This is a genomic window from Bosea sp. 685 (assembly GCF_031884435.1).
Lineage (GTDB): Bacteria > Pseudomonadota > Alphaproteobacteria > Rhizobiales > Beijerinckiaceae > Allobosea.
Window position 1 is genome coordinate 2,657,716 of record NZ_CP134779.1, and the last position, 26,720, is coordinate 2,684,435.

Sequence of the window (26,720 nt, forward strand, 5' to 3'; positions counted from 1 at the left end):
GCGGCTTGACGATCAGCGCCTGCTGACGTCGATCTCCGCCGCCGAGCGGACATCGATGTCGACGATGGCGAGGTCGGGCCGGTCGAGCGCCGGCAAGGCGCGCCCGTCTCCTGGACGGTGTACCAGGACGACACTCGCCAGCGAGGGATCGGCGGCCAGCCGTGAGCGTGCCAGCGCGGGCTCCATCGCGCCCGGCAGGACGAGATGCACATTGCGTCCACCCGCGACGCAGGCCTGCAGGTCGCCGAGGCTGAACAGGCCGAGCGGCAGCAATTCGACGCCGGTCAGCAGCGCCATGCCTGGCCCGCTCGCCAAAGCGACGAGGTCGCCGCCAACGAGCGTGGTCACGATCCGCGACGAGGCCAACGGCTTCAGCAGGCGCGATATCTCCAACGACTTGCCGAGCACGTCGCGCTCGGAAACCATCAAGGGCCCCGCCAGGCTCAGGGCATCGACGACCTGAAGAGCCGGACGCCCGCTTTGTTCGGGCAGCGGATGCAGGCCGGCGCTCGCCATCAGCGCATCGAGAGGCGCAACGCCGTCCGGGACATCCTGCCCGAAACCGCCCACGAAGCGCGTGCCGAAGGCCCGGACAGCGAGATTGCGCAGCACGATCAGCGGCCGCAGCGGCCCGACACGGCCGACGCCGAGCGCCATCACTGCGTTGGACGCCTCGATCAGCCCCAGCAATTCAAGCTCGTTGCCGTGCAATGGCAGCATCAGCGGCGACAGGCCCGCGCGCAGGCTGGCGAGAATGGCGACGATCGCCTCGGGACCGAGCGGCGCCAGGATCGCGACGGTCGCGCCCGGCTGCGCATGATTGACGGCGAGCAATCGTGCGAGTTGGTCGACGCGCTCCTCGAGCTGCAAGAAGCTCAGCGAGGTCGGGATCGTGTCGCTCCAGCCCCGGCGTCCCGGCGGGTCGCGCAGCGCCGCCTCATATCCCCGGCTGCGGGTCAGGGCTTTCAGCAGCGTGTCGAGGTCGAGCCCGTCGAGCAGGGCGGAAGCGGCATCGTCCTGTTCTGCCCGCATCGGTTGGCCTTCAGTTGGCTGGCGCCGACGACGCCGGGCGGCGCGCCAGAGCTTCGGTGGCGAGGAAATAGGCCGGCTTGCGTGTTGGCAGGGTGACATCGCGTGAATGCGCCAGCCATGTCTCGGGCAGGTAATACAGCGGCACGACGTAGAAGCCCGAGAGCAGCGCCCGATCGAGCACGCGCACGGCGGCGACGAAATCCTCGCGTTCGCGCGCCGCCAGAATCGCCTGCAGGGCGACATCGACGGCCGGCGATTTCACGCCGGCATAATTCAGCGCGCCCTTGCGGTCGGCATTGACTGAGCCCCAGCGGCCAACCTGTTCGTTGCCGGGCGAGGCGGAGGCCGGCCATGTCCACTGGATCATGTCGAAATCGAAGGCCGACAGCCTGCGCCAGTACTGCACATCGTCGATCAGCCTGACGCTGACCCCGACGCCTAGACGCCCGAGCGAAGCGGCATAGTTCAGCGCGAGCCGCTCCTGCGGCCGGTTGGTGACGGTGATCTCGAAGGCGAGGGGCTCCGCCGTCCTGGTATTGCGCAGAACCCCATCATGAAGCTCGTATCCCGCGGTCTGCAGCAGATCGAGCGCCTTGCGGGCCTGTTCGCGGTCGCGACCTGAGCCGTCGGTTGCAGCCGGCACCCAGCTCCCGGCGAGAATATCGTCGCGCACGCTGCCCGGAAATGCGGCCAGCAAGGCTTTCTCCCGCGCATCGGCGGGGACACCGAGCGCCGACAACTCCGAATCGGAGAAGAAGCTGCCGGCACGGCGATAGACGCCGTGGAACAGGTTGCGGTTGACCCATTCGAAATCGAACATGATGCCGAGCGCTTCGCGGACGCGGACATCGGCGAAGGCTGGCCGGCGTGTGTTGAAGACGAGTCCGGTCATGCCCTTGGGGGCCTGGAAGCGCAGCGCCTCTCGCACGATGCGGCCATCGCGCACGGCAGGCACGTCATAGCCAGTCATCCAGCGTGTCGGATCGGGTTCGAGCCGGATGTCGTAGAGGCCTGCCTTGAAGGCCTCGAACAAGGCGTTGGCGTCACGATAGAAATCGTAACGGATCTCGTCGGCATTGAAGAAGCCGCGCGTCAGCGGGTGGTCCTCGGCCCAGAAATCCTTGCGGCGCTTCAGCGTCAGCGCCTCGCCGGGCCTGACCTCGCTGACGAGATAGGGACCTGAGCCGAGCGCCGGTTTGAAGCTGGTTTCGCCGAAAGTGTCCGCGTTGGTGGCGTGCCTGGCGAAGATCGGCATCGCGCCGATCACCAATGGCAATTCGCGGTTCGAGCCGTCGCCGAGCTCGAACACGACATAGCGCGGCGAGGGCGCTTCCGCCTTCGTCACGCGGCCGAGGCTGGAGCGGTGGAACGGCTTGCCCTTGATCTTCAGCATCTCGAAGGTGAACAGCACATCGTCGGCAGTGACCGGCGTCCCGTCGGAGAAGCGCGCTCTTTCGTCGATCTGGAAGGCGAGCCGGGTCCGCGCCTCGTTGAGCTCGACGCGGGATGCGAGCAGGCCATAAGCGGTGAAGGGCTCGTCGGCTGAGCGGTAGAGCAGGCTCTGCTGGACGTAGCGCGGCACGGCGTCGGGCGCGACGCCGAGCACGACCAGCGGATTCAGGCTGTCGAACGTGCCCTGCAAACCAAAGACGATGCGTCCGCCCTTGGGGGCGTCAGGGTCGGCATAGGGCAGATGACTGAAGTCCGGCGGCAGGGCCGGCTCGCCATGCATCGCGATGGCGTGGGCGGAGGAGGGTGATTCGGCACGCGAATCCACGCCCATTGCCAGAATGAGCGTCAATGCAGAGAAGATTGCTTTGGCCGCAGTGCGCAATGCTGAGTGGCCCATGCGAGGCGAAGACATCGTCAAACCTGATTCCCGTGCATGAGGATAACACGGCAACTTCGCAGTCACGCAGCTATTCGGGCTGGAATCCTGTAACGGAACTCGCTAAAGGCGACGCTAGGTGTCATGCAAACGCCTCAATCACCCCTGATGTGCTCGGCTTGCGGTGGCTGGCGCTGATATGCGATTGGGCTGTCGATGGTGGCGCGCGCGGCTTGCGAAGTCGTGGTCCCGAATTCGCAGATTAAGGAATGACAGATGTCAGCTTCGTTTAGCTTGTCCTCGCGCGTTCTGGGCGTCGCCCTCAGCGCAGCGCTGGGCCTTAGCCCCGTAGCCGCCTTTGCCCAGGCACCGCGCCCCGCGCAGCGCCCGGCGCAGCCAGCCCAGCCGGCTCAGCAGCCCGCCGCTCCCCAGGGCGGACAGGCCGCGGCCGGCCCGACCGTCGTTCAGGTCAAGCCCGAGCCCTCGCAGACCAATTGGACCAAGGTCTGCGGCAAGGACCAGGCTGCCAACAAGGAAATCTGCTACACCACGCGCGATTTCGTCTCCGACCAGGGCCAGCCGGTGCTCGCGGTCGCCGTCTATGACGTCAAGGGCGATCCCAACAAGATCGTGCGCTTCCTGATGCCGCTCGGCCTGCTGCTGCAGCCCGGCATCCGCTTCGGCGTCGATACCGCGCAGCCCACCCCGGGCCGCTATGCGATCTGCTTCCCGAACGGCTGCTTCGCCGAGGCGCAGGTCAAGGACGACTTCATCAACGCGATGAAGAAGGGCACCAATCTCAGCATCAGCGTCCAGAACCAGGGTGCGCGCGAGGTCTCCTTCTCCATTCCGCTCTCCGATTTCGCCAAGGGTTTCGACGGTGCGCCGATCGATCCCAAGGTGCTCGAGGACCAGCAGAAGGCCCTGCAGGACGAGTTGGCCAAGCGTCAGGAAGAATTGCGCCAGCGTCTTGGCGGCAGCGGCGCCAACGCCACTCCGGGCGTCCCGGGAGCTGCGCCTGCCGTGCCGGGTGGGCTTTCGGCCCCGGGCGCCGCGCCGGCTCCGGGAGCTGCTCCCAAGCCCTGATAGTCCCGAGCCCTGTTGGGCGGAAGACGACGTCACAAGGAAAAGGCCGGTCCCAGGAGGGACCGGCCTTTTTCATGACCACATCGATGCGGGCTTCTATGCGTCGCGGGTTGGGTTCAGTTCAATCCGGCGCGATCGATCTGGTATTGCCCCTTGCGATCGCGGCGGAAAAATTCCTTGGCTTGCGGGTGGCGGATCGGACGCCCCGACTCGTCGATCACGAGGTTCTGCTCCGAGACATAGGCGACGTATTCCGTCTCCTCGTTCTCGGCGAAGAGGTGGTAGAAGGGCTGGTCCTTCGACGGGCGCAGATTCTCCGGGATCGCCAGCCACCATTCGTCGGAGTTGGCGAAAACGGGGTCGACGTCGAAGATCACGCCACGGAACGGATAGACGCGGTGCTTGACCACTTGTCCGATCCTGAATTTCGCCGAACGTGCTTGCATCGTAGGCTTTGGTCCATGCTGGGGCGGGTAGGCGGAAGAGGCGCCCGGCCAAAATATTGTCAGGCGCTTGCTTGAGGATTGCGTCGCAAATACGTCAAAATCAACAAGTTCCCACTGAATTCAGTAATTATAAGCCATAACGTTCCGCAAGTGCCGGGTCGCGTCCAGCGACTTGTTTCGCCAGATCGACGATGACCTTGGCCTGTTTCCAGGTCGCGTCGTCCTGCATCTTGCCGTCGATCATCACAGCGCCGGAGCCATTCGGCATCGCCTCCAGGATGCGCTTGGCAAAGGCGACCTCGGCGGGATCGGGGCTGAAGACGCGTTTGGCGATTTCGATCTGCGAGGGATGCAATGTCCAGGCGCCCGAGCAGCCGAGCAGGAAAGCGTTGCGAAACTGAGCCTCGCAGGCGGCCGTATCGGCGAAGTCGCCGAAGGGACCGTAGAATGGCTTGATGCCGGCCGCCGCGCAGGCATCGACCATCTTGGCGAGCGTGTAATGCCAGAGATCCTGCTGGGCGACGGCGCGCGCGGCGCCATCCGTCGTGGGATCCGCGATGACCTTGTATTCCGGATGGCCTCCGCCGACGCGCGTCGTCTTCATCGCGCGCGAAGCCGCGAGATCGGCCGGCCCCAGGCTCATCCCATGCATGCGCGGGGAGGCGGTTGCGATCGTATCGACATTCTTCACACCCTCGGCGGTCTCGAGGATGGCGTGGATCATGATCGGCTTGGGCAGGTTGTGCCGGGCCTCGAATTGGGCCAGCAGCTGGTCGACATAATGGATGTCCCATGGCCCCTCGACCTTGGGCACCATCACGACATCGAGCTTGCCGCCGATCTCCGCCATGATCGCGGTGATATCGTCGAGGAACCAGGGCGAGTTCAGCGCGTTCACCCGCGTCCACAGCCCGGTCTTGCCGAAATCGACGGCTTTGCCCATCGCGATGAAGCCGTTGCGCGCCGCCTGCTTCGCCTCGACGGGAATGGCGTCCTCCAGGTTGCCGAGCACGATATCGACCTGGCCCGCGAGCTCACCGACCTTGGCACGCACCTTCTCGAGATGCGGCGGCACGAAATGGATCATCCGTTCCAATTTCAGCGGGAGCTCGCGGAACGGCTCCGGCGCGCCGATGGCGAGCGGACGGAAGAACTGGCGCGGCGTCTTGACGGTCATGGCGAGGCTCCATGGTGCAATGCAGCGACTGTGCCGAAGGTCGCCAATCCCGTCCATCGTCCATTATGTGTGCAGGGTAAGGTGGAGATTTATTTCCTGGGAATTATTACCTAATACGTTTAGTGGGTCTAAATTCCCAGGAATAATACCCTTGCCCGGCGGTGGCTGACTGGCGGCACGGCGCAAACGCGCTTGCTCCCATGCATGAAGCGACTAAACGGCAGGCAACGCCGTCATTTCGGCCAAGCGCGGGCCGCTGTGCCCGTCTCAGGTAGCTCTCATCCGCATGGCCGACCTCGCCGGTATCTTCAATCTCGTCGCGCCCTTTTTCGGGTTGATCCTGCTTGGCTTCGTCATCGGGCGTTACAAGCGATTGCCGGAGGCGGGGCTCGCTTGGCTGCAGTTCTTCCTGATCTATGTCGCGCTGCCGCCTTTGTTCTACCGGCTGATCGCCGACAAGCCGCTGAGCGAGCTCAGCAATTGGCGCTTCGTCATCGCCACGACGCTGTCGACCTTCTGCGCCTTCGCGCTGTCTTTCGCGATCGGGATGAAATTCACCCGCCGCGACATACCCCAGTCGGTGATGCAGGGCGTCGCCGGCTCCTACTCCAATATCGGCTATATGGGCCCGCCATTGATCCTGGCCGCGCTCGGCCCGGCATCGAGCGCGCCGCTGGTGCTGGTCTTTGTCTTCGACAGCATTCTTTTGTTCTCGCTGGTCCCTTTCCTGATGGCGATCGCCGGTGTCGAGAAGAAGAGCCTGCTCGCCACCACGGGCGAGATCGTCTGGAAGGTGCTGACCCACCCCTTCAACCTTGCCACGGCGGCGGGGGTGATCGCGGCCTTCACCCATCTCGAATTGCCGACGGCGATCGACAAGATGACGCTCTGGCTCTCCCAGGCGGCCGCGCCCTGCGCGCTCTTCCTGCTCGGCGTTACGGTGGCGTTGCGGCCGATGAAGGCGATGCCCGGCGAGGTGCCGCTGCTGGTGCTGATCAAGCTCGTGCTGCATCCGCTGCTGGTCTGGGTGCTGCTCTCGGCCATTGCCGATGTGCCCGACCAGTGGATCTTCACCGCCATCATCATGGCCGCGCTGCCGCCGGCGCTGAACATCTTCGTGATCTCGACGCAGTACAAGGTCGGCGTCGAACGCGCCTCGGCCTGCATCCTGGTCGGTACCATCGTCTCGATGGGCACGTTGACGGGCTTCCTGTGGCTGGTGAAGACGGGCAGGATGGTCGCCGACCTGTTCCCCTGAGCGCGTGGCCAAGCCAGCGCCGAAGCGAGGCGCCGATGCTGCCGCTGGACGACCTGCTGGTTCTGGATTTCTCGACGCTGCTACCGGGGCCGCTGGCGAGCCTGTTCCTGTCCGAGGCAGGCGCGCAGGTGATCAAGATCGAGCGCCCGGGCGGCGAGGACATGCGCCGCTTTCCGCCGCGCTTCGGCGAGACCTCCGCCCCCTTCGCCGTGCTCAACCGCGGCAAGGCGAGCCTCGAAATCGACCTCAAGGCGGCGGATGCGCTGGCGCAACTGACGCCGCTGATCACGCGCGCCGATATCCTGATCGAGCAGTTCCGGCCCGGCGTGATGGAGCGGCTCGGTTTCGGCTTCGAGGCGTTGAAGGGGCTCAATCCACGCCTGATCTATTGCTCGATCAGTGGCTTCGGCCAGACCGGCCCGCGCGCGCAGGAAGCCGGCCACGACATCAATTACCAGGCTATCGGCGGGCTGCTCAGCCAGTCGCTGAAGCGCGGCGCGCCCGCGCCATTGCCGCCCGCGCTCGTCGCCGATATCGGCGGCGGCACGATGCCGGCCGTGCTCAATATCCTGCTCGCCTTGCGCCAGCGCGAGCGCAGCGGCGAGGGCTGCCATCTCGACATCGCCATGTCGGACGCGATGCCGGCCTTCGCCTGGTACGGCATGGCGCAAGGCCAGGCGGCCGGACGCTATCCCGCCGGCGGGGAGGGTCTCCTGACCGGGGCAAGCCCGCGCTATGGGCTCTATGCCACTCAGGACGGCTGGTTTCTCGCGGTCGGCGCTCTGGAGCCGAAATTCTGGGACGGCTTCTGCGAGGCGGTCGCTCTTGAAGAGCGCTTGCGCGACGACAGAGCCGATCCGGCCGCCACGAAAGCCGCCATCGAAGCGATTATCGCATCCGCCCCCGCAGCGCATTGGCGCGATCTGCTGGAGCCGCTCGATTGTTGCTGCACGGTCGTGCGCACGCTGGAGGAGGCCGTCACGGACCCGCATCTGACCGCGCGCGGCCTGCTTGATGCACAGGCCGAGGAACCGGGCGGACGGCGCCTCGTGTCGACGCCGCTGCCGCTCGCGCCGGTCTTTCGCAATCGGGCCCAGGCTTTGCGCAAGGTTGCCGCTAGCGGCGCGGAAACGGATGAACTGTTGAAGCCCACGGGGTAGCGCGCTTCAGCGGGCAGTCCCGCCCGCCAGCCCCTGCCGCATGACGAATCGGCGCAACGGGCCGATCCGCGACAGCGCCAGAAGCCCGGCACCGCGCAACAGATCGGCCGGCAGCAGATCGGTCAGCAGCGTGCGATTCAGCGCATCGACCGCGCCGGTGCGCAAGCGCACATCGCTCTGGCGCGCCCGGTCATAGGCCGCCATCACGACATCGTCGCCCGGATCGTCCGAGCCGAGCAGCGCCTCGCGCAAGGCCATCACATCGCGCAGGCCGAGATTGAGGCCCTGTGCACCGATCGGCGGAAACACATGCGCGGCCTCGCCGACCAGCGCCATGCGGCTGGCTGCGAACCGCTCGACCGAAAGCCCGCCCATCGGAACGCGCCCGCGCGGGCCGGCAAGGCTCATCGCGCCGAGCAGCGAATGCGTCTGCGTCTCGACCCGGCGGGCGAAGCCGGCATCATCCAGCGCGGTGACCGCCTCTGCCTCGGCAGGGTCGAGCATCCAGACCAGCGATGAGCGTCGGCCGGGCAGGGGCACCAGCGTGCAGGGTCCCTTGCGGGTGTGGAACTCGGTCGAAGTCTCGTTGTGGTCGCGGCGGTGATTGAGGATCGCCGTCAGCGCGGCCTGCGGATAGCGCCAGTCGCGCGCGGCAATGCCCGCGGCGGCGCGCACCCGCGATTGGCGACCATCGGCCCCGACGACGAGGCGGGCGCGCAACGGCGAAAAGCCCTCGCCGGTGAGCGTCACGCCATCCCGATCCGGGACGATCGCCGAGACCAGGCTTTCGACCAGCCGGATGCCGCCATGCCGGCGCGCCGCGCTCCCCAATGCCGCCACAAGCTCGGCGTTCTCGACGTTCCAGCCGAAAGCTTCGAGCCCAGCCTCGGAGGCCCGGAATTCGACCGGCGGCTGGCGGAACAGGCTGCCGGTGTCGTCGACGAGCCGCATCACTTCCAGCGGAGCGGCCTTGCCGGTGAGCGCATCGGTCAGCCCAAGCTCGGCGAGGAGCCGCCAGGAGCCGTCGAGCAGGGCCACGGTGCGCCCGTCGCGCGCCGCGGTGAGGGGGCCGAGCACCGCGACGCGCCGCCCGTCCTTGGCCAGCGCGAGCGCGGCAGTGAGACCGACGGCCCCGGCGCCGACGATCGCGACATCGACATCGTGATCTTCAGAAGAACTCATGCTGTGTCGCTAGCTGAAGCGGGCGGACTTGGCCATCGGCCGCCGCGTCGCAGCTCAGGCGTTTGCGACCGTGAGGCCGGCCGGAGCATCGGCCTTCAACCTGTCGGAGCCATAGCCTTCATGTAGTGCCGAAACGAGCTTGGGAGCGAACTGCGTGAGGATATCGGCATCGCCGCTACGGACCATCGGCTCGGTCATGTCACGCGCCCGCCCCGTATGTGTAAGTTTCGCGAGGCCGACTCGGCGTCCCACGCCGGTCCCCCGCGCAGTCCAGCCGTTGCACGGGACGGATGCAAGTCCCTATGGTCTCCTGACCAAGTCAGGGAGTTGAATTCATGGTCAAGGCCATCCGCGTTCACAAGGTCGGCGGCCCCGAAGTGCTGCAATGGGACGATATCACGCTGCCCCAGCCGGGGCCGGGCGAGGTGCTGGTCAGGAACCGCGCCATCGGCCTGAACTTCATCGACACTTATTTCCGCACGGGCCTCTACGCCGTCCCGCAACTGCCCTTCGTGCCCGGCAATGAGGGAGCAGGCGAGGTTCTGGCGGTCGGTCCCAATGTCACCGAGTTCAAGCTTGGCGACCGCGTCGCCTATGTCGCGACGCTCGGTTCCTATGCCGAGGAGCGCATCGTCGCGGTTAATTCGGTCGTGGCGCTGCCGGATGCCGTCTCCTATGAAGCCGCCGCCAGCATGATGCTGAAGGGCATGACGGCGGAATACCTGCTCCACCGCACCTATAAGGTGAAGTCGGGTGATACCGTGCTCGTCCATGCCGCGGCCGGCGGCACCGGGCTGATCCTGTGCCAATGGGCCAAGGCGCTGGGCGCAACCGTGATCGGTACGGTCGGCTCGACGGAGAAGGCCGCGCTCGCCAAGGCGCATGGCGCCGACCACACCATCCTCTACCGCGAGGAGAACTTCCCGGCCCGCGTCAAGGAGATAACCGGCGGCAAGCTCTGCGCGGTGGTCTATGACGGCGTCGGCAAGGACACCTTCCTGCCCTCGCTCGATTGCCTGAGCCCCTTCGGCGTGCTGGCGAGCTTCGGCAACGCGTCTGGTGCTGTCGAGCCCTTTAATCTCGGCCTGCTCGGGCCGAAGGGCTCGCTCTACGTCACCCGGCCGACGCTCTTCACCCATATCGCCAAGCGCGAGACCATGATCGAGATGGCGGCCAATCTGTTTGGAGCCGTCGCGTCTGGCGCCGTCACCGTGCCGGTCAACGCGACCTTCGCGCTGCAGGACGCTGCCAATGCCCATCGCGCGCTTGAAAGCCGCGGCACCACCGGCTCGACCGTCCTGATCCCCTGACGCGAGCTTTGAAGCCGGTTCGAAAAAATCGAACCGGCTTTGAACCCGCCTGGCCCGGCCTGCGACCAATGAGGGTCAGCACATGCTGATCCTCATTCGGGAGACAGGTCATGAACCGGACCATTCGTTTCGCGGGGCTCGTCTTGGCTTCGCTCACCATCTCGACCGTCGCCATGGCCCAGCAGGGTGGCGGCGGAGGCCGTGGCGGCGACGGCGGCGGCAGCAATGGTGGCAACGGAGGAGGTGGCGATCCCTCGATCCTGCAGCTGCTGCGCGAGGATCACGCCAAGGCCCGCCTGACCCGTGCGGTCGAGTTGCGTCGCACTGGCACGGGCTGCCTCACCCATGTCTGTAACGAACCGCCGCCGCAGCGTCAGCGGCCCGTGCAGCAGGTCGCGGACACCAGCAATGCCTGCGCCGGCGGTGAGGTCTTCGCGGTGCGCGGCCGGGGCGGACAGATCATCCGCCATTTCTGCGAATATCCGTGAAAGTCTCAGAGCGTTTTCGAGCGAAGTGGACACCGGTTCGCGTGAAGAAAACGCGTCAAAACAAAGGTCTAGAGCAATTTTCGATCCAATTGGATCGAAAATTGCTCTAGACCGCGACGCCGTGCAAGTCATAGGCGTCGGCCCGCTCGATCTTCACCGTGACGATGTCGCCGGCCCGAAGCGGCCGGCGGCTCGCGACATAGACATTGCCGTCGATCTCGGGCGCGTCCCATTTCGAGCGGCCCTTGGCGACGGTCGGGCCGACCTCGTCGATGATGACGGAAATGCGCTTGCCGACGCGGTTCTTGACGATGCGCTTGCTGATCTCGGCCTGCGCCTTCATGAAGCGGTGCCAGCGCGCCTCTTTTTCCTCTTCCGGGACCAGAGCGAGGCCCAGATCATTGGCCGGCGCGCCCTTCACAGGCTCATATTTAAAGCAGCCGACGCGCTCGAGCTTGGCTTCCTTCAGCCAATCGAGCAGGAACTGCACATCCTCCTCCGTCTCGCCGGGGAAGCCGACGATGAAGGTCGAGCGGATGGCGAGATCCGGGCAGATCTCGCGCCATTTGCGCAGGCGGTCGAGCGTCCGGTCCTGGTGAGCGGGCCGCTTCATCGCCTTGAGAACATTGGGGGAAGCGTGCTGGAAGGGGATGTCGAGATAAGGCAGGATCAACCCTTCCTGCATCAGGGGAATGACCTCGTCGACATGCGGATACGGATAGACGTAATGCATCCGCACCCAGATGCCCATCTGGCCTAATTCGCGGGCGAGCTCGAAGAAGCGCGTGCGCACCTCGCGATCCTGCCACATCGATGGGGCGTATTTGATGTCGAGGCCATAGGCGCTGGTGTCCTGCGAGATCACCAGCAGTTCCTTGACGCCGGCCTTGACCAGCTTCTCGGCCTCGCGCAACACCTCGCCGATCGGCCGCGAGACCAGATCGCCGCGCAGCTTGGGGATGATGCAGAAGCTGCAGCGGTTGTTGCAGCCCTCCGAAATCTTCAGATAGGCGTAATGGCGCGGCGTCAACTTGATGCCCTGGTCCGGGACAAGGTCGACGAAGGGGTCGTGCCGTGGCGGTACCGCCTGGTGCACGGCCGAGACGACGCTCTCATAGGCCTGAGGGCCGGTGATCGCGAGTACGTTCGGGAAGGCATCGCGGATCTGCTCGGGCTCGGCGCCCATGCAGCCGGTGACGATGACCTTGCCGTTTTCCGACATCGCCGCCCCGATTGCCTCCAGCGATTCCGCCTTGGCACTGTCGAGGAAGCCGCAGGTGTTGACGATGACGAGATCGGCGCCTGCGTGCGACTTGCTGAGCTCATAGCCCTCCGAGCGCAGCGAGGTGATGATCCGCTCGGAATCGACCAGGGCCTTGGGGCAGCCCAGCGAAACGAAAGAGATTTTCGGCGCGACGGCGTTCATCGGCAGGCGACTCGACAATTCTGAAAGGAAGCGGCGCGGCATGGCTCGCACACGGCGCTTCCTTTGAACCGTTTCAGTCTGTTTGGCAAATCCGGCAGGTTATGCCGCTGCTTCCGTCGAAACCGGCCGCTCCGAATCCTGCGTCCAGTCGGTCATCGAGCCATCATAGAGCGCGACCTCCTCCCGGCCGAGCACCTCGGACATCACGAACCAGTTCAGCGCCGCCGTGTGGCCGGTGTTGCAATAGGAGATCGCCGGCCCGTTCGGGACGCCGGCAAACAGCGCGGACAGATCGCCGACCGGCTTCAGCGCGCCTGTGTTGGGATCGAAGGCCTCGGCATAGTCGCGCGAGACCGCCCCGGGGATATGCCCGGCGCGGGACGCCTCGGCGGCTTTCTCGCGGCCCTCGAAATAGCTCGTTGAACGCGCATCGACCAGGGTCGCGAGCTTGCCGCGCGAAGCCACGAGGGTTGCGTCAGTATTGCTGCGCAGCTGCTGTTGCATCACGACCAGATAGGAATCGGTCGATTTCGGAGCGGATGGCCCGGTTTCGACCGGGCGCTGCGGATCAGCGCTCCAGGCCTTGAAGCCGCCGTCGAGAATGGCCTGTTGGCCGTGGCCGATCAGCTTCAGCGTCCAGTAGATTCGCGCGGCGGCGGCAAAGTCGGTCGCGCTGACGCCCGCCGGCACGATGACGACGTCATCATGCGGCTTGATGCCGAGCCTTCCTGCGAGCGCGGCCAGATGCTCAAGCGACGGCAGCATGCCTGGCGCATTACCGACCTTGGCGCGCCAGCCATCGGTGGCATAATCGCTGTGCACGGCGCCGGGAACATGTCCCGCTTCATAGGCAGCCTTGCCGCCGCCGTCGACCGAGGAGCGGATGTCGACGACGACCAGATTGCTGTCGCCCAGGCGCTGACTGAGAGCTTCGGGCGTGATCAGTCCGGAGAATTGGGTTTTGCTCATTCGGCCGCCACCTTCTGCAATTCGTCGACAACATCGAGCGTGTAGCTCATCTCGGCGGTCGCCCCGAGCATGATCGAAGCCGAACAGTATTTTTCCTTCGACAATGTGACGGCCCGCTCCGCCTTCGCCTGCGACAGCCCACGCCCGGTGATCTTGTAGGCGAGGTGGATCTTGGTGAAGACCTTGGGATCCTCCGTGGCGCGTTCCGCCTCGACCTCGACGTCACAACCAGTGACGCTCTCGCGGCCCTTTTTCAGGATCTGCACGACATCGAAGCCGGTGCAGCCGGCCAGCCCGATCAGCAGCATCTCCATCGGCCGGATGCCGATGTTGCGGCCGCCATATTCAGGAGCGCCGTCCATCATCACGGCGTGGCCGCTGCCGGCCTCGCCCATGAAGGCCATGCCCTCGACCCATTTCGCCCGCGCTTTCATCGTTCGCTCCTATGCAAATCACTCGCGTAGGCTAGCGGCTGGAGAAGGCCGAAGCGAGACCGCTCAGGCTGCCGCGAACAGACTGCCATGTGTGATGCGCAAGCGGATGCGCTCGCCAATCGCCGGTGCGACCTGGCTCGCCAGATCCACGTCGAGGCGTTTCGCCAGCCCCTGGACCGCGACCTCGGCGCGTCGCAGTGGGCCGTTCCGGCGCAGATGCTCGACCACGCCGGGCAGCGCCAGCGGCAGATCGTCGACGATGCGCAGATGCTGCGGCCGGACATAGAGCGCGGCCTGTCCGCCCTGGTTCTGCGACAACCCGCCCAAAACCGGTCGATCGCCGAAAAAGGCCTGGCTGCCGACGACTTTGACCGGCAGCTTGTTCACCTCGCCGAGAAATTCGCAGACAAAGGGCGTCGCCGGATGGTCGTAGACATCATCTGCCGAACCGACCTGCTCGATACGGCCGTCATTCAGGATCGCGACGCGATCGGCGAGTTCCAGCGCCTCCTCCTGATCATGCGTGACGAAGACGGTGGTGTGTCCGGTGCGGCGGTGCAGGTCGCGCAGCCAGGCGCGCAGATCCTTGCGGACCTTGGCGTCGAGCGCCCCGAAAGGCTCGTCGAGCAAGAGCACCCGCGGCTCGATCGCCAGCGCCCGAGCCAGCGCCACACGCTGACGCTGGCCGCCCGAGAGCTGGCTCGGATAGCGCTTGTCGAGGCCGGGCAATTGCACGAGTTCGAGCAGGTCGCCGACGCGTTTTCTGATCTCCGCCGGTTCCGGTCGTTGCGCGCGCGGGCGCGACTTCAGGCCGAAGGCGACGTTCTCTCCGACCGTCATGGTCCTGAACAGGGCGTAGTGCTGGAAGACGAAACCGATCCGCCGGTCGCGCAGCGAGAGATCGCGCATATCGGTCTCGCCGAACAGCACGCGGCCCTGATCGGCCTGTTCGAGGCCGGCGATCAAGCGCAGCAGTGTCGTCTTGCCGGAGCCCGACGGGCCGAGCAGGGCGACGAGCTCGGCAGGCTGGATGTCGAGCGAGACGCCGCGCAAGGCAGCGAAAGCGTCGAAGCGTTTCTCGATCGATTCGATGGTGACTGCGACCGACATGCTTGCGTCCTTCATCAATGGCGGCGGCTGGCGGCGATGGAATCCGAGTAGCGCCATTCCAGCAGCGTCTTGAGCGCGAGCGTGACGAGCGCCAGCCCTGCCAGAAGCGAGGCGACGGCAAAGGCCGCTGCGCTCATGTACTCGTTGTAGAGAATCTCGACATGCAGCGGCATGGTGTTGGTCAGCCCCCGAATCTTGCCGGAGACGACCGCAACCGCACCGAACTCGCCCATGGCGCGCGCATTGCAAAGCAGCACGCCATAGAACAGGCTCCACTTCACATTGGGAAGCGTGATCGTCAGGAAGGTTCGCCAACCCGAAGCGCCGAGCGTCAGCGCCGCTTCCTCGTCGGCCGAACCGAGCGATTGCATATGCGGAATCAGCTCGCGCGCGACGAAGGGGAAGGTCACGAACACTGTCGCCAGGATGAGACCGGGCAGGGCGAAGACGATCTGCACGTCATTGGCCTTGAGCCAGGCACCGAAATAGCCTTGCGCGCCGAAGAGCAGCACGAAGACGAGGCCCGAGATCACCGGAGACACTGAGAAGGGCAGGTCGATCAGGCTGATCAGCAGGTTCTTGCCGCGAAACTCGAACTTGGCGATCGCCCAGGCGGCTGCGATGCCGACGACGACGTTGAAGGGCACGGCGATACCGGCGACCAGCAGGGTGAGATGGATCGCCGCGACCGCATCGGGCTCGGTCACGGCCGCCTTGTAAGCCGTCCAGCCGCGCGCACCCGCCTCGACGAAGACCGAGGCCAGCGGCAACAGCAGGAACAGCGCCAGAAAGGCGAGCGAGACCCCGATCAGCACGGCCTGGACGACAATGCCTTCGCCGCGGATGCGGCGCGTATCACGCTTGCGGGCCGTTTCGGTCCGGAATTGGGGCAGAGCAGCATCAGACATCGCCGAACCTCCGGCGAGCCCGGGCCTGAATCAGGTTGACGAAGAGAATGAGGCCGAAGGAAATCAACAGCATCAGCATCGCGACGACAGCGGCACCGGCGTAGTCGAATTGCTCCAGCCGGATCACGATCAGCAGGGGCGCGATCTCCGAGACCATCGGCACATTGCCGGCGATGAAGATCACCGAGCCGTATTCGCCGACCGCGCGCGCGAAGGCGAGGACGAATCCGGTCAGCAACGCCGGATAGATCGGAGGCAGGATCACCGTGAAGATCGTGCGCCAGCGGCCGGCCCCGAGCAGCGCTGCGGCCTCCTCGACGTCGGCCTGCATCTCCTCCAGCACCGGCTGCACGGTGCGCACGACGAAGGGCAGGCCGACGAAGATCAGCGCCACCATCACGCCGAGCGGCGTATAGGCGACCTTGATGCCATAGGGCGCCAGCAAGCTGCCGACCCAGCCATTGGGCGCATATATCGCCGCGAGCGCGATACCGGCCACCGCCGTCGGCAAGGCGAAGGGCAGGTCAACCGCCGCATCGACGAAACGACGACCCGGAAACTCGTAACGCACCAGCACCCAGGCGAGGATCATGCCGAAGACGGCGTTGACGCAGGCGGCGAAAAGCGCTCCCAGAAAGGACAGGCGCAGCGCCGCCAGCGTCCGCGGCGAGGTTGCGACCGCCCAGATATCGGCCGGGCCGGCGCTTGCCGCCTTCAGCGCCAATGCCGCCAGCGGCACGAGCACGATCAGGGACAAGGCGCTCAGCGTGATGCCGAGCGCAATGCCAAAACCAGGCAGGATGCTCGGCTGCCGCCAAACTGAGGTCGCCGCCGCCATCAGCTAGCGCGCCGGCTTGTAGAGCTGGTCGAAAGTGCCGCCGTCGCCGAAATGGGTCGGCTGCGCCTTGGCCCAGCCGCCGAAATCCTTGTCGATCGTGACCAGCTCAAGCTTCGGGAAATTCGCGATGTCCTTGGGGTCGGCGGCCTCGACATTGCGCGGGCGATAATAGTTCTTCGCGATGATCGCCTGGGCCTTTGGCGTGTAGAGGAATTCGAGATAGGCCTGTGCCTCGGCCCGGGTGCCTTTGGCGTCGACATTGGCGTCGACCAGCGCGACCGGCGGTTCGGCCAGGATCGAGAGGCTCGGCACGACGATGTCGAACTTGTCGGCGCCGAATTCATGCAAGGCGAGGAAGGCCTCGTTCTCCCAGGCGAGGAGCACGTCGCCGATGCCGCGCTGGGTGAAGGTCGTGGTTGCGCCACGCGCGCCGGTGTCGAGCACGGGCACGTTTGCCAAAAGCTTGCCGATATAGTCGCGAACCTTCGCCTCGTCCTTGTTGAAGGCCTTGTCGGCATAGGCCCAGGCGGCGAGATAGTTCCAGCGCGCCCCGCCCGAGGTCTTCGGGTTCGGCGTGATGATCTGCACGCCCGGCTTGACCAGGTCGCCCCAGTCCTTGAGCGCCTTGGGGTTGCCCTTGCGGACGAGGAAGACGATCGTCGAGGTGTAGGGCGAGGAGTTGTTGGGCAGGCGCGTCTGCCAGTTCTCCGGCAGCTTCTTCGAGCGCTGCGCGATGGCGTCGATGTCGCCGGCCAGCGCCAGCGTCACGACGTCGGCATTGAGACCGTCGATGACGGTGCGGGCCTGCGCACCCGACCCGCCATGGGACTGGCGGATGGTCGTGATCTTCTTGGCGTTCTTCGCGTTCCATTCGGCGATGAAAGCCGCATTGAGGTCGCGGTAGAGTTCCCGCGTCGGGTCGTAGGAGACGTTCAGCAACTCGGTCTGGGCGCGTGCGCCGGCCACGACGCCAAAGCACAGGGTGAAGGCCCCGAGCACGAGCCCGGCTCTAAGCACACGGCGAAAGATAGGTTGCGTCATGTCAGGGCTCCGTTGCGATCAATGCCGGAGGCTCCCTAGGAACCACCGACATTCGTTCTGAATAACAAACGAAACGTACTGAATTTTCGCACCAGCCTCAACGGCATGCTGCAGCAGGCCCGTTCCAAACTTGAACCCTATGGGAGAAAACGCGTCTCCCTTGAAGGCGTTCCACCGTATTTTTGGTCAGGCAATTTTCCGCGCAACGAGGTTTGCGGACAAATCAGGCATAAATTCAAATAGGCCGTTGTCGCGGCGCCGAACTCAGGCCCGGCGCAAATCCTGCGTTGCGCTGGTGGCAGCCACCGCCCCCAGCGCATGCCCCACCAGGACGAGCACAGGCCCCTTGGCCGGCAACTGGGCGAGCATATCAGGCAATGTCGCGATCGTCGCGGCCAGCCGGACTTCGTCCGGCCGTGTCGCCGCCAGCACGGCGACGGCTGGCGTCTGCGGATCGAGCCCGGCCGCCACGGCACGGTCGCGGAACCCTGCGAGCGTGGCGCGCGCCATGTAGATCACTGTCGTCGCATAGGGGTCGGCCATGGCCTGCCAGTCGAGATCGTCAGGCAGGTCGCCGCTGCGGGCATGACCGGTGACGAATTGCAGGCGGCGCGCATGGTCGCGATGGGTCAGTGAGAGGCCAAGCGAGGCTGCGGCCCCTTGTGCCGCCGAGATGCCGGGCACGATGGCGACCGGGATATTGGCGGCCGCGCAGGCCTCGATCTCCTCGCCGGCGCGGCCAAAGATGCCGGGGTCGCCGCCCTTGAGGCGCACGACATGCTTGCCCTGGCTCGCCAGCGCGACGATCAGGGCGTTGATGTCGCTCTGTTTGACGGACGGGCCATAGCCGGTCTTGCCGACCAGCATGCGCTTGGCTTCGCGGCGGGCGAATTCCAGCACGCCAGGCGAGACGAGGTCGTCATACAAGATGATGTCGGCGCTCTGCAGCGCGCGGATGGCCTTCAGCGTCAGCAGTTCCGGGTCGCCCGGGCCGGCGCCGACCAGGGTCACCCGACCGGTGCCGTCATGGGCGCTTTCGAGTCGGTCGAGCGCGCTGAAGAGGTCGCTCCTGTCGATCTCGCCGGGGTCACGTTCGGGAGCTGCGATGGCGCGCGCCGTGAAGCGCTCCCAGAAGGCGCGGCGAAGCGCGAAAGGAAGCTCGCGCAGCTGCACGGCGGGCCGCCAGTCCTTGGCCGCCTGCGCCCAGCTCTTCAGCCCGGCCGGCAGCAATCCCTCGATCTTGGCGCGAATCGCCTGCCCGAAGACGGGCGCGGCACCGTCGGTGGAGATCGCGACGATCAGGGGCGAACGGTTGACCAGTGAACCGAAGGCGAAATCGCAGAATTCAGGCTTGTCGACGACATTGACCGGCACGCCGAGCTGCCGCGCAGCCGCCGCGAAGGCGCGCGCCTCAGTGAGATCCTCGATATCGCCGATGGCAAGCGCTGCGTCGGCCAGATCGTCAGGCTGCCAATGCCGGGCAACCACGGTCACGCGGCCGGCTGGCGGCTCGTTGGCGAGGGCCGTAAAGCGGTCAGCGGCATCGCCGGCGAAAACACGGAGGTCGGCCCCGGCCGCCGCGATCAATTCGGCCTTCCAGAGCGCGCTCTCGCTGCCGCCGGCGAGCACGACCTTGCGTCCTTCCAGTTTGTGGAAGAGCGGCAGCGTCGCCAGCCTGTCGATGCGGCGCGCGGTGGTCGGCTCTGGTTGTCTTTCGCTCATCGCGTCGCTGTGGTGGCTCTGACATCCGTGGGGCGCGTCTCGCCCCCCGCTGGCGGCATCAGCAACCAGAAGACAGCCAAGAGCACAATGATAAAGCGAAAGCAAAGATCGAACCAGCGCTCATGGGGCTGCTTCGGAAGCAGATTTGCGATCTCGCTGTCCATGCTGTCCTCCTTCAAACCGCGCAATGTCGCCGGTCCGGCGGCGCTGTCTCTGTCGGCCGCGCCGGGCGCCATCGCGTTTAAGACGCGGCGAGGCGGCCGGCGGCGCGGGCCGTGCGGCGCTGGTCGAGAATGTTGTGGCTGTCGCCATAGCCGCGCTGATAGCCATGGCTGATCTGGCCCACGGCCTTGAGCCATTGCTCGACCGGCTGACGCGCCGCGCTGGCCTCGGGCAGTTCGATTTCGTCGAAGCCGCAAGCCAGCGCATAGGCGAACTGGTCGGCGATCAGCGGGCCGCTCGCACGCAAGGTTCCGGTGAAGCCATGATTGCGGATCAGCTTGGCGAGGCTGAAGCCGCGCCCGTCCGAATAGGCGGGGAAGCTGACCGCGATCAGCGAGAGCTGGCGCAGCACCAGCTTGAGCTCGGCGATGCGGATGTTGTTGGGGATCACGACGCCGATGCGCTGGTCGCGCGTCTTGTGTTGCAGAGCCTCGGTCAGCGCCTCCCAGGGCACCAGCGCCTGCGAGAGATTGTCGATCCCTGAGCCTTCGCTGCGCGTCCAGGCGTCGACCTTGGTGCCGTTCCGATCAAGCAACGGCATGGGCAACCTCCTGGAAGGCGGCCTTGAACGGGGCAAGGCCGATGCGGCGGACGTTCTCGATGAAGCTCTCGCCCTCGGCCCGCTCGGAGAGATAGACGTTCACGATCCGCTCGATCGCGTCGGGAACATCCTCCGCCGCGAGGCCGGGCCCCAGGATCTCGCCGATCGCGGCATTCTCGGTGGCATCGCCGCCAAGCGTGATCTGATAGGATTCGATCCCGCGCTTCTCCAGGCCGAGAATGCCGATATGGCCGACATGGTGATGGCCGCAGGCGTTGATGCAGCCCGAAATCTTGATGTTGAGCTCGCCGATCGCCTTCTGGCGATTGTCATCAGCGAAACGATGCTGGATCGCCTGCGCGATCGGGATCGAGCGTGCCGTCGCCAGCGCGCAGTAATCGAGCCCGGGGCAGGAGATGATGTCGGTGATCAGGCCGATATTGGCGCTTGCGAGCCCGGCTTCGCCGAGTCTCTGCCAGATCGCGAAGAGGTCGCGCTGGCGGACATAGGGCAGGACGAGATTTTGCGCATGGGTCACGCGGATTTCGGCTTGCGAATACTGCTCGGCGAGATCGGCGACGAGCCGCATCTGGTCGGAGGTCGCATCGCCCGGCGCCTCGCCAACGGGCTTCAGCGAGATCGTCAGCGCCGCATAGCCTGGCGCCTTGTGCGGGATCGTATTGACTTCGACCCAGCGCGCGAAAGCGGGGTTGGCGGCTTTCGTCGCTTCCAGCACCCGGCTTATCGCCGGCAGAGCCTCATAGTCCGGCGCCTTGAAATAGGCGGCGATGCGCGCGACCTCAGCCGGATCAGCGTTCACCGACGGCCCGTCGAGCCGCGCGAACTCCTCCTCGACACGGCGGCGGAACTCCTCGACACCGATCTCGTGGACGAGGATCTTGACCCGCGCCTTGTATTTGTTGTCGCGCCGGCCCTCGAGATTATAGACCCGCATGATCGCCTCGAGGAAGGCGAGCAGATCATCCTTGGGCAGGTAGTCGCGCACGACCTTGCCGATCATCGGGGTGCGGCCGAGGCCGCCGCCGACGCTGACCTCGTAGCTGACTTCGTGGGTATCCGGGTGGCGGCGCAGGCGCAGGCCGATGTCGTGCGCCTTGATCACGGCGCGGTCATGCTCGGCGCCGGTCACTGCGATCTTGAACTTGCGCGGCAGGTAGTCGAATTCGGGATGGAGCGACGACCATTGCCGGATGAGTTCGGCGGTCGGGCGCGGATCCTCGATCTCGTCCTGTGCCACGCCGGCAAAATGGTCGGCCGTGACGTTGCGAATGCAATTGCCGGAGGTCTGGATGCAATGCATCTCGACATCGGCGAGCAGGTCCAGGATTTCGGGCACGTCGCGCAGCTTCGGCCAGTTGAACTGCAGGTTCTGGCGCGTGGTGAAATGGCCGTAGCCGCGGTCGTAGCGTTCACCGATCAGCGCAAGCTGGCGCAATTGCTTCGACGACAGCGTGCCATAGGGAATGGCGATGCGCAGCATATAGGCGTGGAGCTGCAGATAGACACCGTTCTTGAGCCTGAGCGGCTTGAACTCATCCTCGGTGATCGAGCCGTCGAGCCGCCGCGCGACCTGGTCGCGGAACTGCGCGACCCGCTCGCGGACAAAACGCTCGTCGAATTCATCATAGCGATACATCGGTCAGGCCCTCTGCCCGGCATCGATCCCGTCCCCGGCCTGCTTGCCGAGATCGGGACGGTTGCTGGGCCCCAGCGTCTTGAATCTCTCGCGGAAATGTCGCGGAACCGGCTGGCCGGTCTCCATGGTGACATCGACGAGATAGGCATCGACCACACGGTTGCCCGCGATCTCGGCCGCCGCGAAAGCCTCGAGGCTCTCTGCGGCAGGATCGTTCGAGGCGACCAGCGCCAGCGCCGGATCGCGCGTCCAGGCGAGTTGCCCGTTGGCGCCGGCAACGGCGAAGACGACATCACCGTCGAGCAGGTCGTTGGCGAGCAGGATCGCCGGCAAGGGGACGCGCTTGGGGGCGGCAGCCATCACGCGGCCTCCGCCAAGGTGAGCGTCAGCCCGTCGAGTTCGTCGGACCAGATGATCTGGCAGGAGAGGCGCGAGGTCGCCTCGATTAATGGCAAGGTGTCGAGCGCGTCGATTTCGTCCTCGCGCGGTTCGGGCAGGCGCTTGGCCCAGTCGGGCGCGACGACGACGTGGCAGGTGGCGCAATCGCAGGAGCCGCCGCAGACGCCTTCGATGCCGACCTTGTAGTCGCGCAGAATCTCCATCACCCGCCAGCCTTCGACGGCTTCGAGTTCATGGGCGCGACCGTCGCGGTCGATCACATTCAGAATGGCCACTGCGCCGCTTGTCCCGTTCGTTCTTCCGAACGTTTCAAATAAGCCAGAGCGGCGATCGGTTCAATTCACGCAAGGTAGCGTGTTTTTTCTTATTCCCGATCAAAAAGAGGAGATTTCTCTTTCCGACTCCTCGAGCATGGCGCCCATCGAGTGGATTTTCCTCCACGGGAGGAGAGGCGACGATGGCTGCGTCAGACCAATCCGCCCAGCCGATATCCTACGCCTGGCTCGGTCTCGATCAGCTTCGGCGTTGCGGGGTCATCCTCGAGCTTCTGGCGCAACTGCCCGACGAAGACGCGCAGATATTGCACGTCATGCTCATGCGCCGGCCCCCAGACCGCGGTCAGGATCTGGCGATGCGTCAGCACGCGGCCATTTCCGCCGGCCAGGCTGGCGAGCAGGTCGTATTCCTTCGGCGAGAGTTTGACATGCACCCCGGCGCGGCTGATCCGGCGGTTGACGAGGTCGATCTCGACATCGCCCGAGCGGATCGTTGCCTCCGCGCCTTGCCGCTCGATGCGGTGGCGCAGCGCGACGCGCAGGCGCGCCAGCAATTCCCCGACGCCGAAGGGCTTTTCGACATAATCATCGGCGCCGGCATCGAGCGCATCGATCTTCTCGGTCTCGCGGTCTCGCGCCGAGAGGATGATCACCGGCCCGTCATAGAAGGCGCGCGCCTTGGCCAGGGCCTCCTTGCCGTCCATGTCGGGCAAGCCGAGATCGAGCACCACGGCGTCGGGCGGTTTGCGCGCGATCTCGCGCAGGCCGGCGGTGGCGTCGTCGGCGCGGACATGTTCGTAGCCTGCCGCATCGAGCGCCGGGCCGAGGAAGCGGTGGATCTGCGGCTCGTCGTCGATGACGAGGATGCGGGGGCGGAAAGCGGTCATGACAGAACCTCCTGCGCTGCGCCGTTCTTGCGCAGGCTGATCAATATGCGGGTGCCGCCCTTGGAACCGTCCGGCCGGTCCTGGATCGGGCTTGCGGCCGCGATGCGCCCGCCCATGGCCTCGACGAAGCCCTTGGAGATGGCAAGGCCGAGGCCCGCCCCCTTGCCACGCTCGCCGCCGCGATCGGTCGCCTCTTCCATGCGCCGGAACTTCTCGAAGACGCGTTCGAGTTCGGCAGTCGGGATGCCGCGACCTTCGTCCTCGATCGAGATCACGACATTGCCCCGGTCTTCATAGGCCGCGGTTTCGATCAGCGAACCGTTCTCGCTATAGGCGATCGCGTTCTCCAGGATGTTGACCAGGGCCTGTTCGAGCAAAGACGGATCAGCGGGCACCGCTGAGAGCTCGGCTGGAAAATCGCGCTGGATGCGGCGGTTCTCCAGGCGCCGCGACACCCGCGCGATCGCGGCCGAGATCACGTCGCGGACATCGGTCCAATCGCGGCGCGTCACCAGCGCGCCGCCTTCCAGCCGCGTCATATCGAGCAGGTCGCCGACATAGCGGTTGAGACGCTCGGCCTCCTCGCGAATGGATAAAAGCAGATCATCGGCCACGGCCGGCTCGACGCTCTTGCCGAAATCGATCAGCGTCGTCACGGAGCCGAGCACGGTGGCGAGCGGCGTGCGCAGATCATGGCTGACCGAGTTCAGCAATGCCGAGCGCAATCGGTCGGTCCGGCGCAGCGCCTCGGCGTCGACAGCGGCTGCGGCAAGCTCCACCCGCTCGAGCGCAATCGCGCCCTGGTCGAGCAGCGCCATGGCAAAACGCTCATTCTCCGCACCCAGCAGCGCCTTGGGCTCGAACCCGACCACGCCCGAACGAGCCCGCACGCCCTGCAGCGGCCGGAAGGTCCAGGCGACATTGGGCAGCGTGCCGGTGCCGGCGCCGGCGGGTTCGCCCCGGTTCCAGCTCCAGCGTGCCGCTGTCATGTCGGCGGTGGTCAGCGGCTCCAGTGCGGGCGCACCGGCGCTGGGCGCGATCTCGTCTCCTTGCGGCAGCAGGACGATGACCTTTCCGGCTGTTGCCGCCGAAAGCTGCTCGGCCAGCACGGCTGCAGCATCTTCCTTGCGTGCTGCGCCTGAGAGCCTGCGGCTTGCCGCCAGCAACGCCGCGATCGCCGAGGCGCGCCGCGCCGTCGCCTTGGCCTGGTCGCGGATGCGCCCGGTCAGGCCGCCGGTGGCGACGGCCGCGACGAAGAACACCGCGAAGGTCAGCACATCCGCCGGATTGCCGATCCACATCGACAGACGCGGCTCGAGGAAGAAGAAGTTGTAGGCGAGGGCGGCGAGCCCTGCCGCCGTCAGCGACGGCCAAAGGCCGAAGGCGACGCCGGCTGCAAGCACGCTGACGAGAAACAGCATGGCGAGGTTGGCGTTCTCCGCCTGACGATCGACCAATGTCGCGACGACGACTGCCGCAGCCACCATGATCGCCGCGCCGATATGGCCGCGCCAGGAGAAGTCGCGCTTGGGTGCGGCCGTGGACGGACCCGCCGGTACGGAGGCGATATCGGTGATGATGTGAAGCGCCGCACCATTCTGCGCCTCCAGCAGGGCAGGGGCGAGTGAGCGATGGAACCAGGCGCGCCAGCCCTTGCGATGCGATTTTCCGACGACGATCTGGGTGACGTTGTTGCGGCGCGCATATTCCAGCACGCTGGCGACGAGATCGTCACTCGTCAGCACGACATTGGCGGCTCCGAGCTGTTCGGCGAGCTTGAGCGCCTCGGCCAGCCGCTGGCCGCGTGCCGGATCGACCTCTGCGCGATTGGGGCGCTCAACATGAGCAACCGTCCAGGGCGCGTCCATCATCATGTCGGAGAGGCGCCGGCCGGCGCGCACGAGCGAGGACGCCATCGCATCAGGCCCGATCAGCACCAGGATGCGTTCGCCGGCAGCCCAGGGGCCTTCGACGCCGGCCCGCTTCATCGCCTGGTTCAGGTGATCGTCGACCGTCTGGGCGGCGCGGCGCAAGGCGAGCTCACGCAACGCGGTCAGGTTCTCCGGCTTGAAGAAATGATCGGCGGCGAGCCGCGCCGTCTCGGGGAGGTAAACCTTGCCCTCGGCCATGCGCTGGCGCAGTTCGCTCGGCGTGATGTCGATCAATTCGATCTCGTCGGCGCTGCTCAGGACACTGTCAGGCACTGTTTCGCGCTGGCGCACGCCGGTGATCTTCCAGATCACGTCGACGAGGCTCTCGAGATGCTGGACGTTCAGCGTGGTCCAGATGTCGATCCCGGCCGCCAGCAACTCCTCGACATCCTGCCAGCGCTTGGGATGCCGGCTGCCCGGCGCATTGGAATGCGCGTATTCGTCGACCAGCAGCAGGCGCGGTTTGCAGGCCAGCGCCGCATCGAGGTCGAATTCCATCAGCATGCGGCCATTATGCTCGATCGGCCGGCGCGCCATCACCTCCAGCCCGTCGAGCAGCGCTTCGGTTTCACGGCGGCCATGCGTCTCGACGAGGCCGACCAGCACCTCGCCATGCTCCGCTTGGGCGCGCTTGCCCTGGGTGAGCATCTCGTAGGTCTTGCCGACGCCCGGCGCCATGCCGAGAAAAATCTTCAGCCGGCCGCGTTTACCGCGGCCGGCCTGCGCCAGAAGGGCGTCGGGATCAGGGCGACCCTGTTCCCGGAATCGGATCTCGTCCGTGGTCATTACGGCTTAGCTTGAGCCTTCGGATAGCGCGCGTCGAGGGCGAGATTGGCCGTCAGCACATTCACGCGCGGCCGGCCGATGAACCCGAGCAGATAGCCTTGCGTGTTCTGGGCGATGATTTCGGCGACCTGTGCCGGCTGGGCGCCGCGCGCCTTGGCGATACGCTCGATCTGGCGAGCGGCATTCTCCGGCGAGATATGCGGGTCGAGTCCAGAACCAGACGCCGTCACGGCGTCCGCCGGCAGCGAGCCTGCGCCGTCGGCGGTGCGGATCGCCTCGGCATCGGTCTTGATGCGCGTGGCGAGATCCTCGTTCAGCGGCCCGAAATTGGAGCCCGAGGAATTGGCGGCGTCATAGCCGTCCTTGCCGGCCGCCGAGGGACGGGGGCGCAGATAGGCCTCGCCGGCGAAGTTCTGGCCGATCCATTCCGAGCCGACGACATCGCCGGTCGCGGTGCGGATCAGCGAGCCGCCGGCCTGCGCCGGAAACATCGCCTGGGAGAGCCCGGTGACGCCGAGCGGATAGGCGACGCCGAGCAGGAGGGTGAAGAAGACCATCGAGACGATGGCGGGGCGAAGATGGGACCACATGGTCGTTGTCCTTTGAT

27 protein-coding genes are annotated in these 26,720 nt (G+C 65.9%); 5 read left to right on the forward strand and 22 right to left on the reverse strand.

What is annotated here, in order from left to right:
• Positions 1 to 12 precede the first annotated feature (12 nt).
• Complete coding sequence (locus tag RMR04_RS13995) at positions 13 to 1,032, reverse strand: AMP-binding protein (protein ID WP_311915199.1); 1,020 nt, start codon at positions 1,030 to 1,032, stop codon at positions 13 to 15.
• A 10-nt stretch (positions 1,033 to 1,042) separates the two neighbouring features.
• A complete protein-coding gene (locus RMR04_RS14000; protein WP_410492263.1) occupies positions 1,043 to 2,815 on the reverse strand; it encodes an extracellular solute-binding protein in 1,773 nt (590 codons plus the stop codon).
• A 321-nt stretch (positions 2,816 to 3,136) separates the two neighbouring features.
• On the opposite strand from RMR04_RS14000, the gene RMR04_RS14005 reads away from it, so the two are divergent.
• Positions 3,137 to 3,946: an invasion associated locus B family protein gene (locus tag RMR04_RS14005; protein WP_311915201.1), complete on the forward strand. Its 810-nt coding sequence runs from the start codon at positions 3,137 to 3,139 to the stop codon at positions 3,944 to 3,946.
• 116 nt (positions 3,947 to 4,062) lie between these two features.
• Here the strand turns inward: RMR04_RS14005 and hspQ are convergent, their stop codons facing one another.
• Both hspQ and RMR04_RS14015 read right to left on the reverse strand, forming a co-directional pair.
• Positions 4,063 to 4,392 carry a heat shock protein HspQ gene (gene hspQ, locus RMR04_RS14010; protein WP_069691631.1) on the reverse strand — a complete coding sequence of 110 codons (330 nt, stop codon included), beginning with the start codon at positions 4,390 to 4,392 and terminating at the stop codon, positions 4,063 to 4,065.
• Between the two features lie 127 nt (positions 4,393 to 4,519).
• Entirely contained in the window at positions 4,520 to 5,569 is a 1,050-nt protein-coding gene (locus RMR04_RS14015) for an HpcH/HpaI aldolase/citrate lyase family protein (protein ID WP_311915202.1), read from the reverse strand.
• Positions 5,570 to 5,855: 286 nt separating this feature from the next.
• Here RMR04_RS14015 and RMR04_RS14020 point away from each other — a divergent pair, with 286 nt between their 5' ends.
• Both RMR04_RS14020 and RMR04_RS14025 read left to right on the forward strand, forming a co-directional pair.
• The gene (locus tag RMR04_RS14020; RefSeq protein ID WP_311915203.1) at positions 5,856 to 6,827 is read left to right on the forward strand and encodes an AEC family transporter; all 972 of its coding nucleotides are present in this window, start codon (positions 5,856 to 5,858) and stop codon (positions 6,825 to 6,827) included.
• A 35-nt stretch (positions 6,828 to 6,862) separates the two neighbouring features.
• Positions 6,863 to 7,987: a CaiB/BaiF CoA transferase family protein gene (locus RMR04_RS14025; RefSeq protein WP_311915204.1), complete on the forward strand. Its 1,125-nt coding sequence runs from the start codon at positions 6,863 to 6,865 to the stop codon at positions 7,985 to 7,987.
• Positions 7,988 to 7,993: 6 nt separating this feature from the next.
• Here RMR04_RS14025 and RMR04_RS14030 read toward each other — a convergent pair whose 3' ends face one another.
• Both RMR04_RS14030 and RMR04_RS14035 read right to left on the reverse strand, forming a co-directional pair.
• On the reverse strand, positions 7,994 to 9,169 hold the full coding sequence (locus tag RMR04_RS14030) for a UbiH/UbiF family hydroxylase (protein WP_311915205.1): 1,176 nt from the start codon (positions 9,167 to 9,169) through the stop codon (positions 7,994 to 7,996).
• A 54-nt stretch (positions 9,170 to 9,223) separates the two neighbouring features.
• On the reverse strand, positions 9,224 to 9,367 hold the full coding sequence (locus RMR04_RS14035) for a hypothetical protein (RefSeq protein WP_311915206.1): 144 nt from the start codon (positions 9,365 to 9,367) through the stop codon (positions 9,224 to 9,226).
• A gap of 137 nt (positions 9,368 to 9,504) precedes the next feature.
• Here RMR04_RS14035 and RMR04_RS14040 point away from each other — a divergent pair, with 137 nt between their 5' ends.
• Complete coding sequence (locus RMR04_RS14040; RefSeq protein ID WP_311915207.1) at positions 9,505 to 10,479, forward strand: quinone oxidoreductase family protein; 975 nt, start codon at positions 9,505 to 9,507, stop codon at positions 10,477 to 10,479.
• 110 nt (positions 10,480 to 10,589) lie between these two features.
• The gene (locus RMR04_RS14045; protein ID WP_311915208.1) at positions 10,590 to 10,967 is read left to right on the forward strand and encodes a hypothetical protein; all 378 of its coding nucleotides are present in this window, start codon (positions 10,590 to 10,592) and stop codon (positions 10,965 to 10,967) included.
• A gap of 106 nt (positions 10,968 to 11,073) precedes the next feature.
• On the opposite strand, the gene rimO is transcribed toward RMR04_RS14045, so the two are convergent.
• The 16 genes from rimO to kdpC all read right to left on the reverse strand — a co-directional run bounded on the left by rimO (position 11,074) and on the right by kdpC (position 26,703).
• Entirely contained in the window at positions 11,074 to 12,393 is a 1,320-nt protein-coding gene (rimO, locus tag RMR04_RS14050; RefSeq protein WP_311915209.1) for a 30S ribosomal protein S12 methylthiotransferase RimO, read from the reverse strand.
• Between the two features lie 99 nt (positions 12,394 to 12,492).
• Positions 12,493 to 13,362 carry a sulfurtransferase gene (locus RMR04_RS14055; RefSeq protein WP_311915210.1) on the reverse strand — a complete coding sequence of 290 codons (870 nt, stop codon included), beginning with the start codon at positions 13,360 to 13,362 and terminating at the stop codon, positions 12,493 to 12,495.
• Entirely contained in the window at positions 13,359 to 13,796 is a 438-nt protein-coding gene (locus tag RMR04_RS14060; RefSeq protein WP_311915212.1) for an OsmC family protein, read from the reverse strand. Before RMR04_RS14060 ends, RMR04_RS14055 begins: the two co-directional genes overlap by 4 nt.
• A gap of 63 nt (positions 13,797 to 13,859) precedes the next feature.
• Complete coding sequence (locus RMR04_RS14065) at positions 13,860 to 14,906, reverse strand: sulfate/molybdate ABC transporter ATP-binding protein (RefSeq protein WP_092165684.1); 1,047 nt, start codon at positions 14,904 to 14,906, stop codon at positions 13,860 to 13,862.
• A 14-nt stretch (positions 14,907 to 14,920) separates the two neighbouring features.
• Positions 14,921 to 15,814 (reverse strand): sulfate ABC transporter permease subunit CysW, encoded by an 894-nt coding sequence (cysW, locus tag RMR04_RS14070; protein WP_311915213.1) that lies wholly within the window; start codon positions 15,812 to 15,814, stop codon positions 14,921 to 14,923.
• Positions 15,807 to 16,655 (reverse strand): sulfate ABC transporter permease subunit CysT, encoded by an 849-nt coding sequence (cysT, locus tag RMR04_RS14075; RefSeq protein ID WP_311915834.1) that lies wholly within the window; start codon positions 16,653 to 16,655, stop codon positions 15,807 to 15,809. The genes cysW and cysT overlap by 8 nt, the downstream gene beginning before the upstream one ends.
• Positions 16,656 to 17,693, reverse strand: coding sequence for a sulfate ABC transporter substrate-binding protein (locus RMR04_RS14080; RefSeq protein WP_311915215.1), 1,038 nt, complete (start codon positions 17,691 to 17,693; stop codon positions 16,656 to 16,658).
• Positions 17,694 to 17,957: 264 nt separating this feature from the next.
• The gene (gene cysG / locus RMR04_RS14085) at positions 17,958 to 19,415 is read right to left on the reverse strand and encodes a siroheme synthase CysG (protein ID WP_311915216.1); all 1,458 of its coding nucleotides are present in this window, start codon (positions 19,413 to 19,415) and stop codon (positions 17,958 to 17,960) included.
• Positions 19,412 to 19,579 (reverse strand): hypothetical protein, encoded by a 168-nt coding sequence (locus tag RMR04_RS14090; protein ID WP_311915217.1) that lies wholly within the window; start codon positions 19,577 to 19,579, stop codon positions 19,412 to 19,414. Before RMR04_RS14090 ends, cysG begins: the two co-directional genes overlap by 4 nt.
• A gap of 77 nt (positions 19,580 to 19,656) precedes the next feature.
• On the reverse strand, positions 19,657 to 20,178 hold the full coding sequence (locus RMR04_RS14095; protein WP_311915218.1) for a DUF934 domain-containing protein: 522 nt from the start codon (positions 20,176 to 20,178) through the stop codon (positions 19,657 to 19,659).
• On the reverse strand, positions 20,165 to 21,835 hold the full coding sequence (locus tag RMR04_RS14100) for a nitrite/sulfite reductase (protein WP_311915219.1): 1,671 nt from the start codon (positions 21,833 to 21,835) through the stop codon (positions 20,165 to 20,167). Before RMR04_RS14100 ends, RMR04_RS14095 begins: the two co-directional genes overlap by 14 nt.
• Before the next feature lie 3 nt (positions 21,836 to 21,838).
• Complete coding sequence (locus RMR04_RS14105) at positions 21,839 to 22,195, reverse strand: DUF2849 domain-containing protein (protein ID WP_311915220.1); 357 nt, start codon at positions 22,193 to 22,195, stop codon at positions 21,839 to 21,841.
• A complete protein-coding gene (locus RMR04_RS14110; RefSeq protein WP_311915221.1) occupies positions 22,195 to 22,509 on the reverse strand; it encodes a 2Fe-2S iron-sulfur cluster-binding protein in 315 nt (104 codons plus the stop codon). Before RMR04_RS14110 ends, RMR04_RS14105 begins: the two co-directional genes overlap by 1 nt.
• Before the next feature lie 191 nt (positions 22,510 to 22,700).
• The gene (locus RMR04_RS14115) at positions 22,701 to 23,396 is read right to left on the reverse strand and encodes a response regulator (protein ID WP_311915222.1); all 696 of its coding nucleotides are present in this window, start codon (positions 23,394 to 23,396) and stop codon (positions 22,701 to 22,703) included.
• Complete coding sequence (locus RMR04_RS14120; RefSeq protein ID WP_311915223.1) at positions 23,393 to 26,113, reverse strand: DUF4118 domain-containing protein; 2,721 nt, start codon at positions 26,111 to 26,113, stop codon at positions 23,393 to 23,395. The genes RMR04_RS14115 and RMR04_RS14120 overlap by 4 nt, the downstream gene beginning before the upstream one ends.
• Positions 26,113 to 26,703 carry a potassium-transporting ATPase subunit KdpC gene (gene kdpC / locus RMR04_RS14125; protein ID WP_311915224.1) on the reverse strand — a complete coding sequence of 197 codons (591 nt, stop codon included), beginning with the start codon at positions 26,701 to 26,703 and terminating at the stop codon, positions 26,113 to 26,115. The genes RMR04_RS14120 and kdpC overlap by 1 nt, the downstream gene beginning before the upstream one ends.
• Between the last annotated feature and the right edge of the window lie 17 nt (positions 26,704 to 26,720).

Excerpts from the sequence above, each read along its gene's own strand:
- RMR04_RS13995 (WP_311915199.1), bottom strand. The coding sequence starts at position 1,032 with ATGCGGGCAGAACAGGACGATGCCGCTTCCGCCCTGCTCGACGGGCTC.
- RMR04_RS14000 (WP_410492263.1), bottom strand. The coding sequence starts at position 2,815 with ATGGGCGTGGATTCGCGTGCCGAATCACCCTCCTCCGCCCACGCCATC.
- RMR04_RS14005 (WP_311915201.1), top strand. The coding sequence starts at position 3,137 with ATGTCAGCTTCGTTTAGCTTGTCCTCGCGCGTTCTGGGCGTCGCCCTC.
- hspQ (WP_069691631.1), bottom strand. The coding sequence starts at position 4,392 with ATGCAAGCACGTTCGGCGAAATTCAGGATCGGACAAGTGGTCAAGCAC.
- RMR04_RS14015 (WP_311915202.1), bottom strand. The coding sequence starts at position 5,569 with ATGACCGTCAAGACGCCGCGCCAGTTCTTCCGTCCGCTCGCCATCGGC.
- RMR04_RS14020 (WP_311915203.1), top strand. The coding sequence starts at position 5,856 with ATGGCCGACCTCGCCGGTATCTTCAATCTCGTCGCGCCCTTTTTCGGG.
- RMR04_RS14025 (WP_311915204.1), top strand. The coding sequence starts at position 6,863 with ATGCTGCCGCTGGACGACCTGCTGGTTCTGGATTTCTCGACGCTGCTA.
- RMR04_RS14030 (WP_311915205.1), bottom strand. The coding sequence starts at position 9,169 with ATGAGTTCTTCTGAAGATCACGATGTCGATGTCGCGATCGTCGGCGCC.
- RMR04_RS14035 (WP_311915206.1), bottom strand. The coding sequence starts at position 9,367 with ATGACCGAGCCGATGGTCCGTAGCGGCGATGCCGATATCCTCACGCAG.
- RMR04_RS14040 (WP_311915207.1), top strand. The coding sequence starts at position 9,505 with ATGGTCAAGGCCATCCGCGTTCACAAGGTCGGCGGCCCCGAAGTGCTG.
- RMR04_RS14045 (WP_311915208.1), top strand. The coding sequence starts at position 10,590 with ATGAACCGGACCATTCGTTTCGCGGGGCTCGTCTTGGCTTCGCTCACC.
- rimO (WP_311915209.1), bottom strand. The coding sequence starts at position 12,393 with ATGAACGCCGTCGCGCCGAAAATCTCTTTCGTTTCGCTGGGCTGCCCC.
- RMR04_RS14055 (WP_311915210.1), bottom strand. The coding sequence starts at position 13,362 with ATGAGCAAAACCCAATTCTCCGGACTGATCACGCCCGAAGCTCTCAGT.
- RMR04_RS14060 (WP_311915212.1), bottom strand. The coding sequence starts at position 13,796 with ATGAAAGCGCGGGCGAAATGGGTCGAGGGCATGGCCTTCATGGGCGAG.
- RMR04_RS14065 (WP_092165684.1), bottom strand. The coding sequence starts at position 14,906 with ATGTCGGTCGCAGTCACCATCGAATCGATCGAGAAACGCTTCGACGCT.
- cysW (WP_311915213.1), bottom strand. The coding sequence starts at position 15,814 with ATGTCTGATGCTGCTCTGCCCCAATTCCGGACCGAAACGGCCCGCAAG.
- RMR04_RS14080 (WP_311915215.1), bottom strand. The coding sequence starts at position 17,693 with ATGACGCAACCTATCTTTCGCCGTGTGCTTAGAGCCGGGCTCGTGCTC.
- cysG (WP_311915216.1), bottom strand. The coding sequence starts at position 19,415 with ATGAGCGAAAGACAACCAGAGCCGACCACCGCGCGCCGCATCGACAGG.
- RMR04_RS14090 (WP_311915217.1), bottom strand. The coding sequence starts at position 19,579 with ATGGACAGCGAGATCGCAAATCTGCTTCCGAAGCAGCCCCATGAGCGC.
- RMR04_RS14095 (WP_311915218.1), bottom strand. The coding sequence starts at position 20,178 with ATGCCGTTGCTTGATCGGAACGGCACCAAGGTCGACGCCTGGACGCGC.
- RMR04_RS14100 (WP_311915219.1), bottom strand. The coding sequence starts at position 21,835 with ATGTATCGCTATGATGAATTCGACGAGCGTTTTGTCCGCGAGCGGGTC.
- RMR04_RS14105 (WP_311915220.1), bottom strand. The coding sequence starts at position 22,195 with ATGGCTGCCGCCCCCAAGCGCGTCCCCTTGCCGGCGATCCTGCTCGCC.
- RMR04_RS14115 (WP_311915222.1), bottom strand. The coding sequence starts at position 23,396 with ATGACCGCTTTCCGCCCCCGCATCCTCGTCATCGACGACGAGCCGCAG.
- RMR04_RS14120 (WP_311915223.1), bottom strand. The coding sequence starts at position 26,113 with ATGACCACGGACGAGATCCGATTCCGGGAACAGGGTCGCCCTGATCCC.
- kdpC (WP_311915224.1), bottom strand. The coding sequence starts at position 26,703 with ATGTGGTCCCATCTTCGCCCCGCCATCGTCTCGATGGTCTTCTTCACC.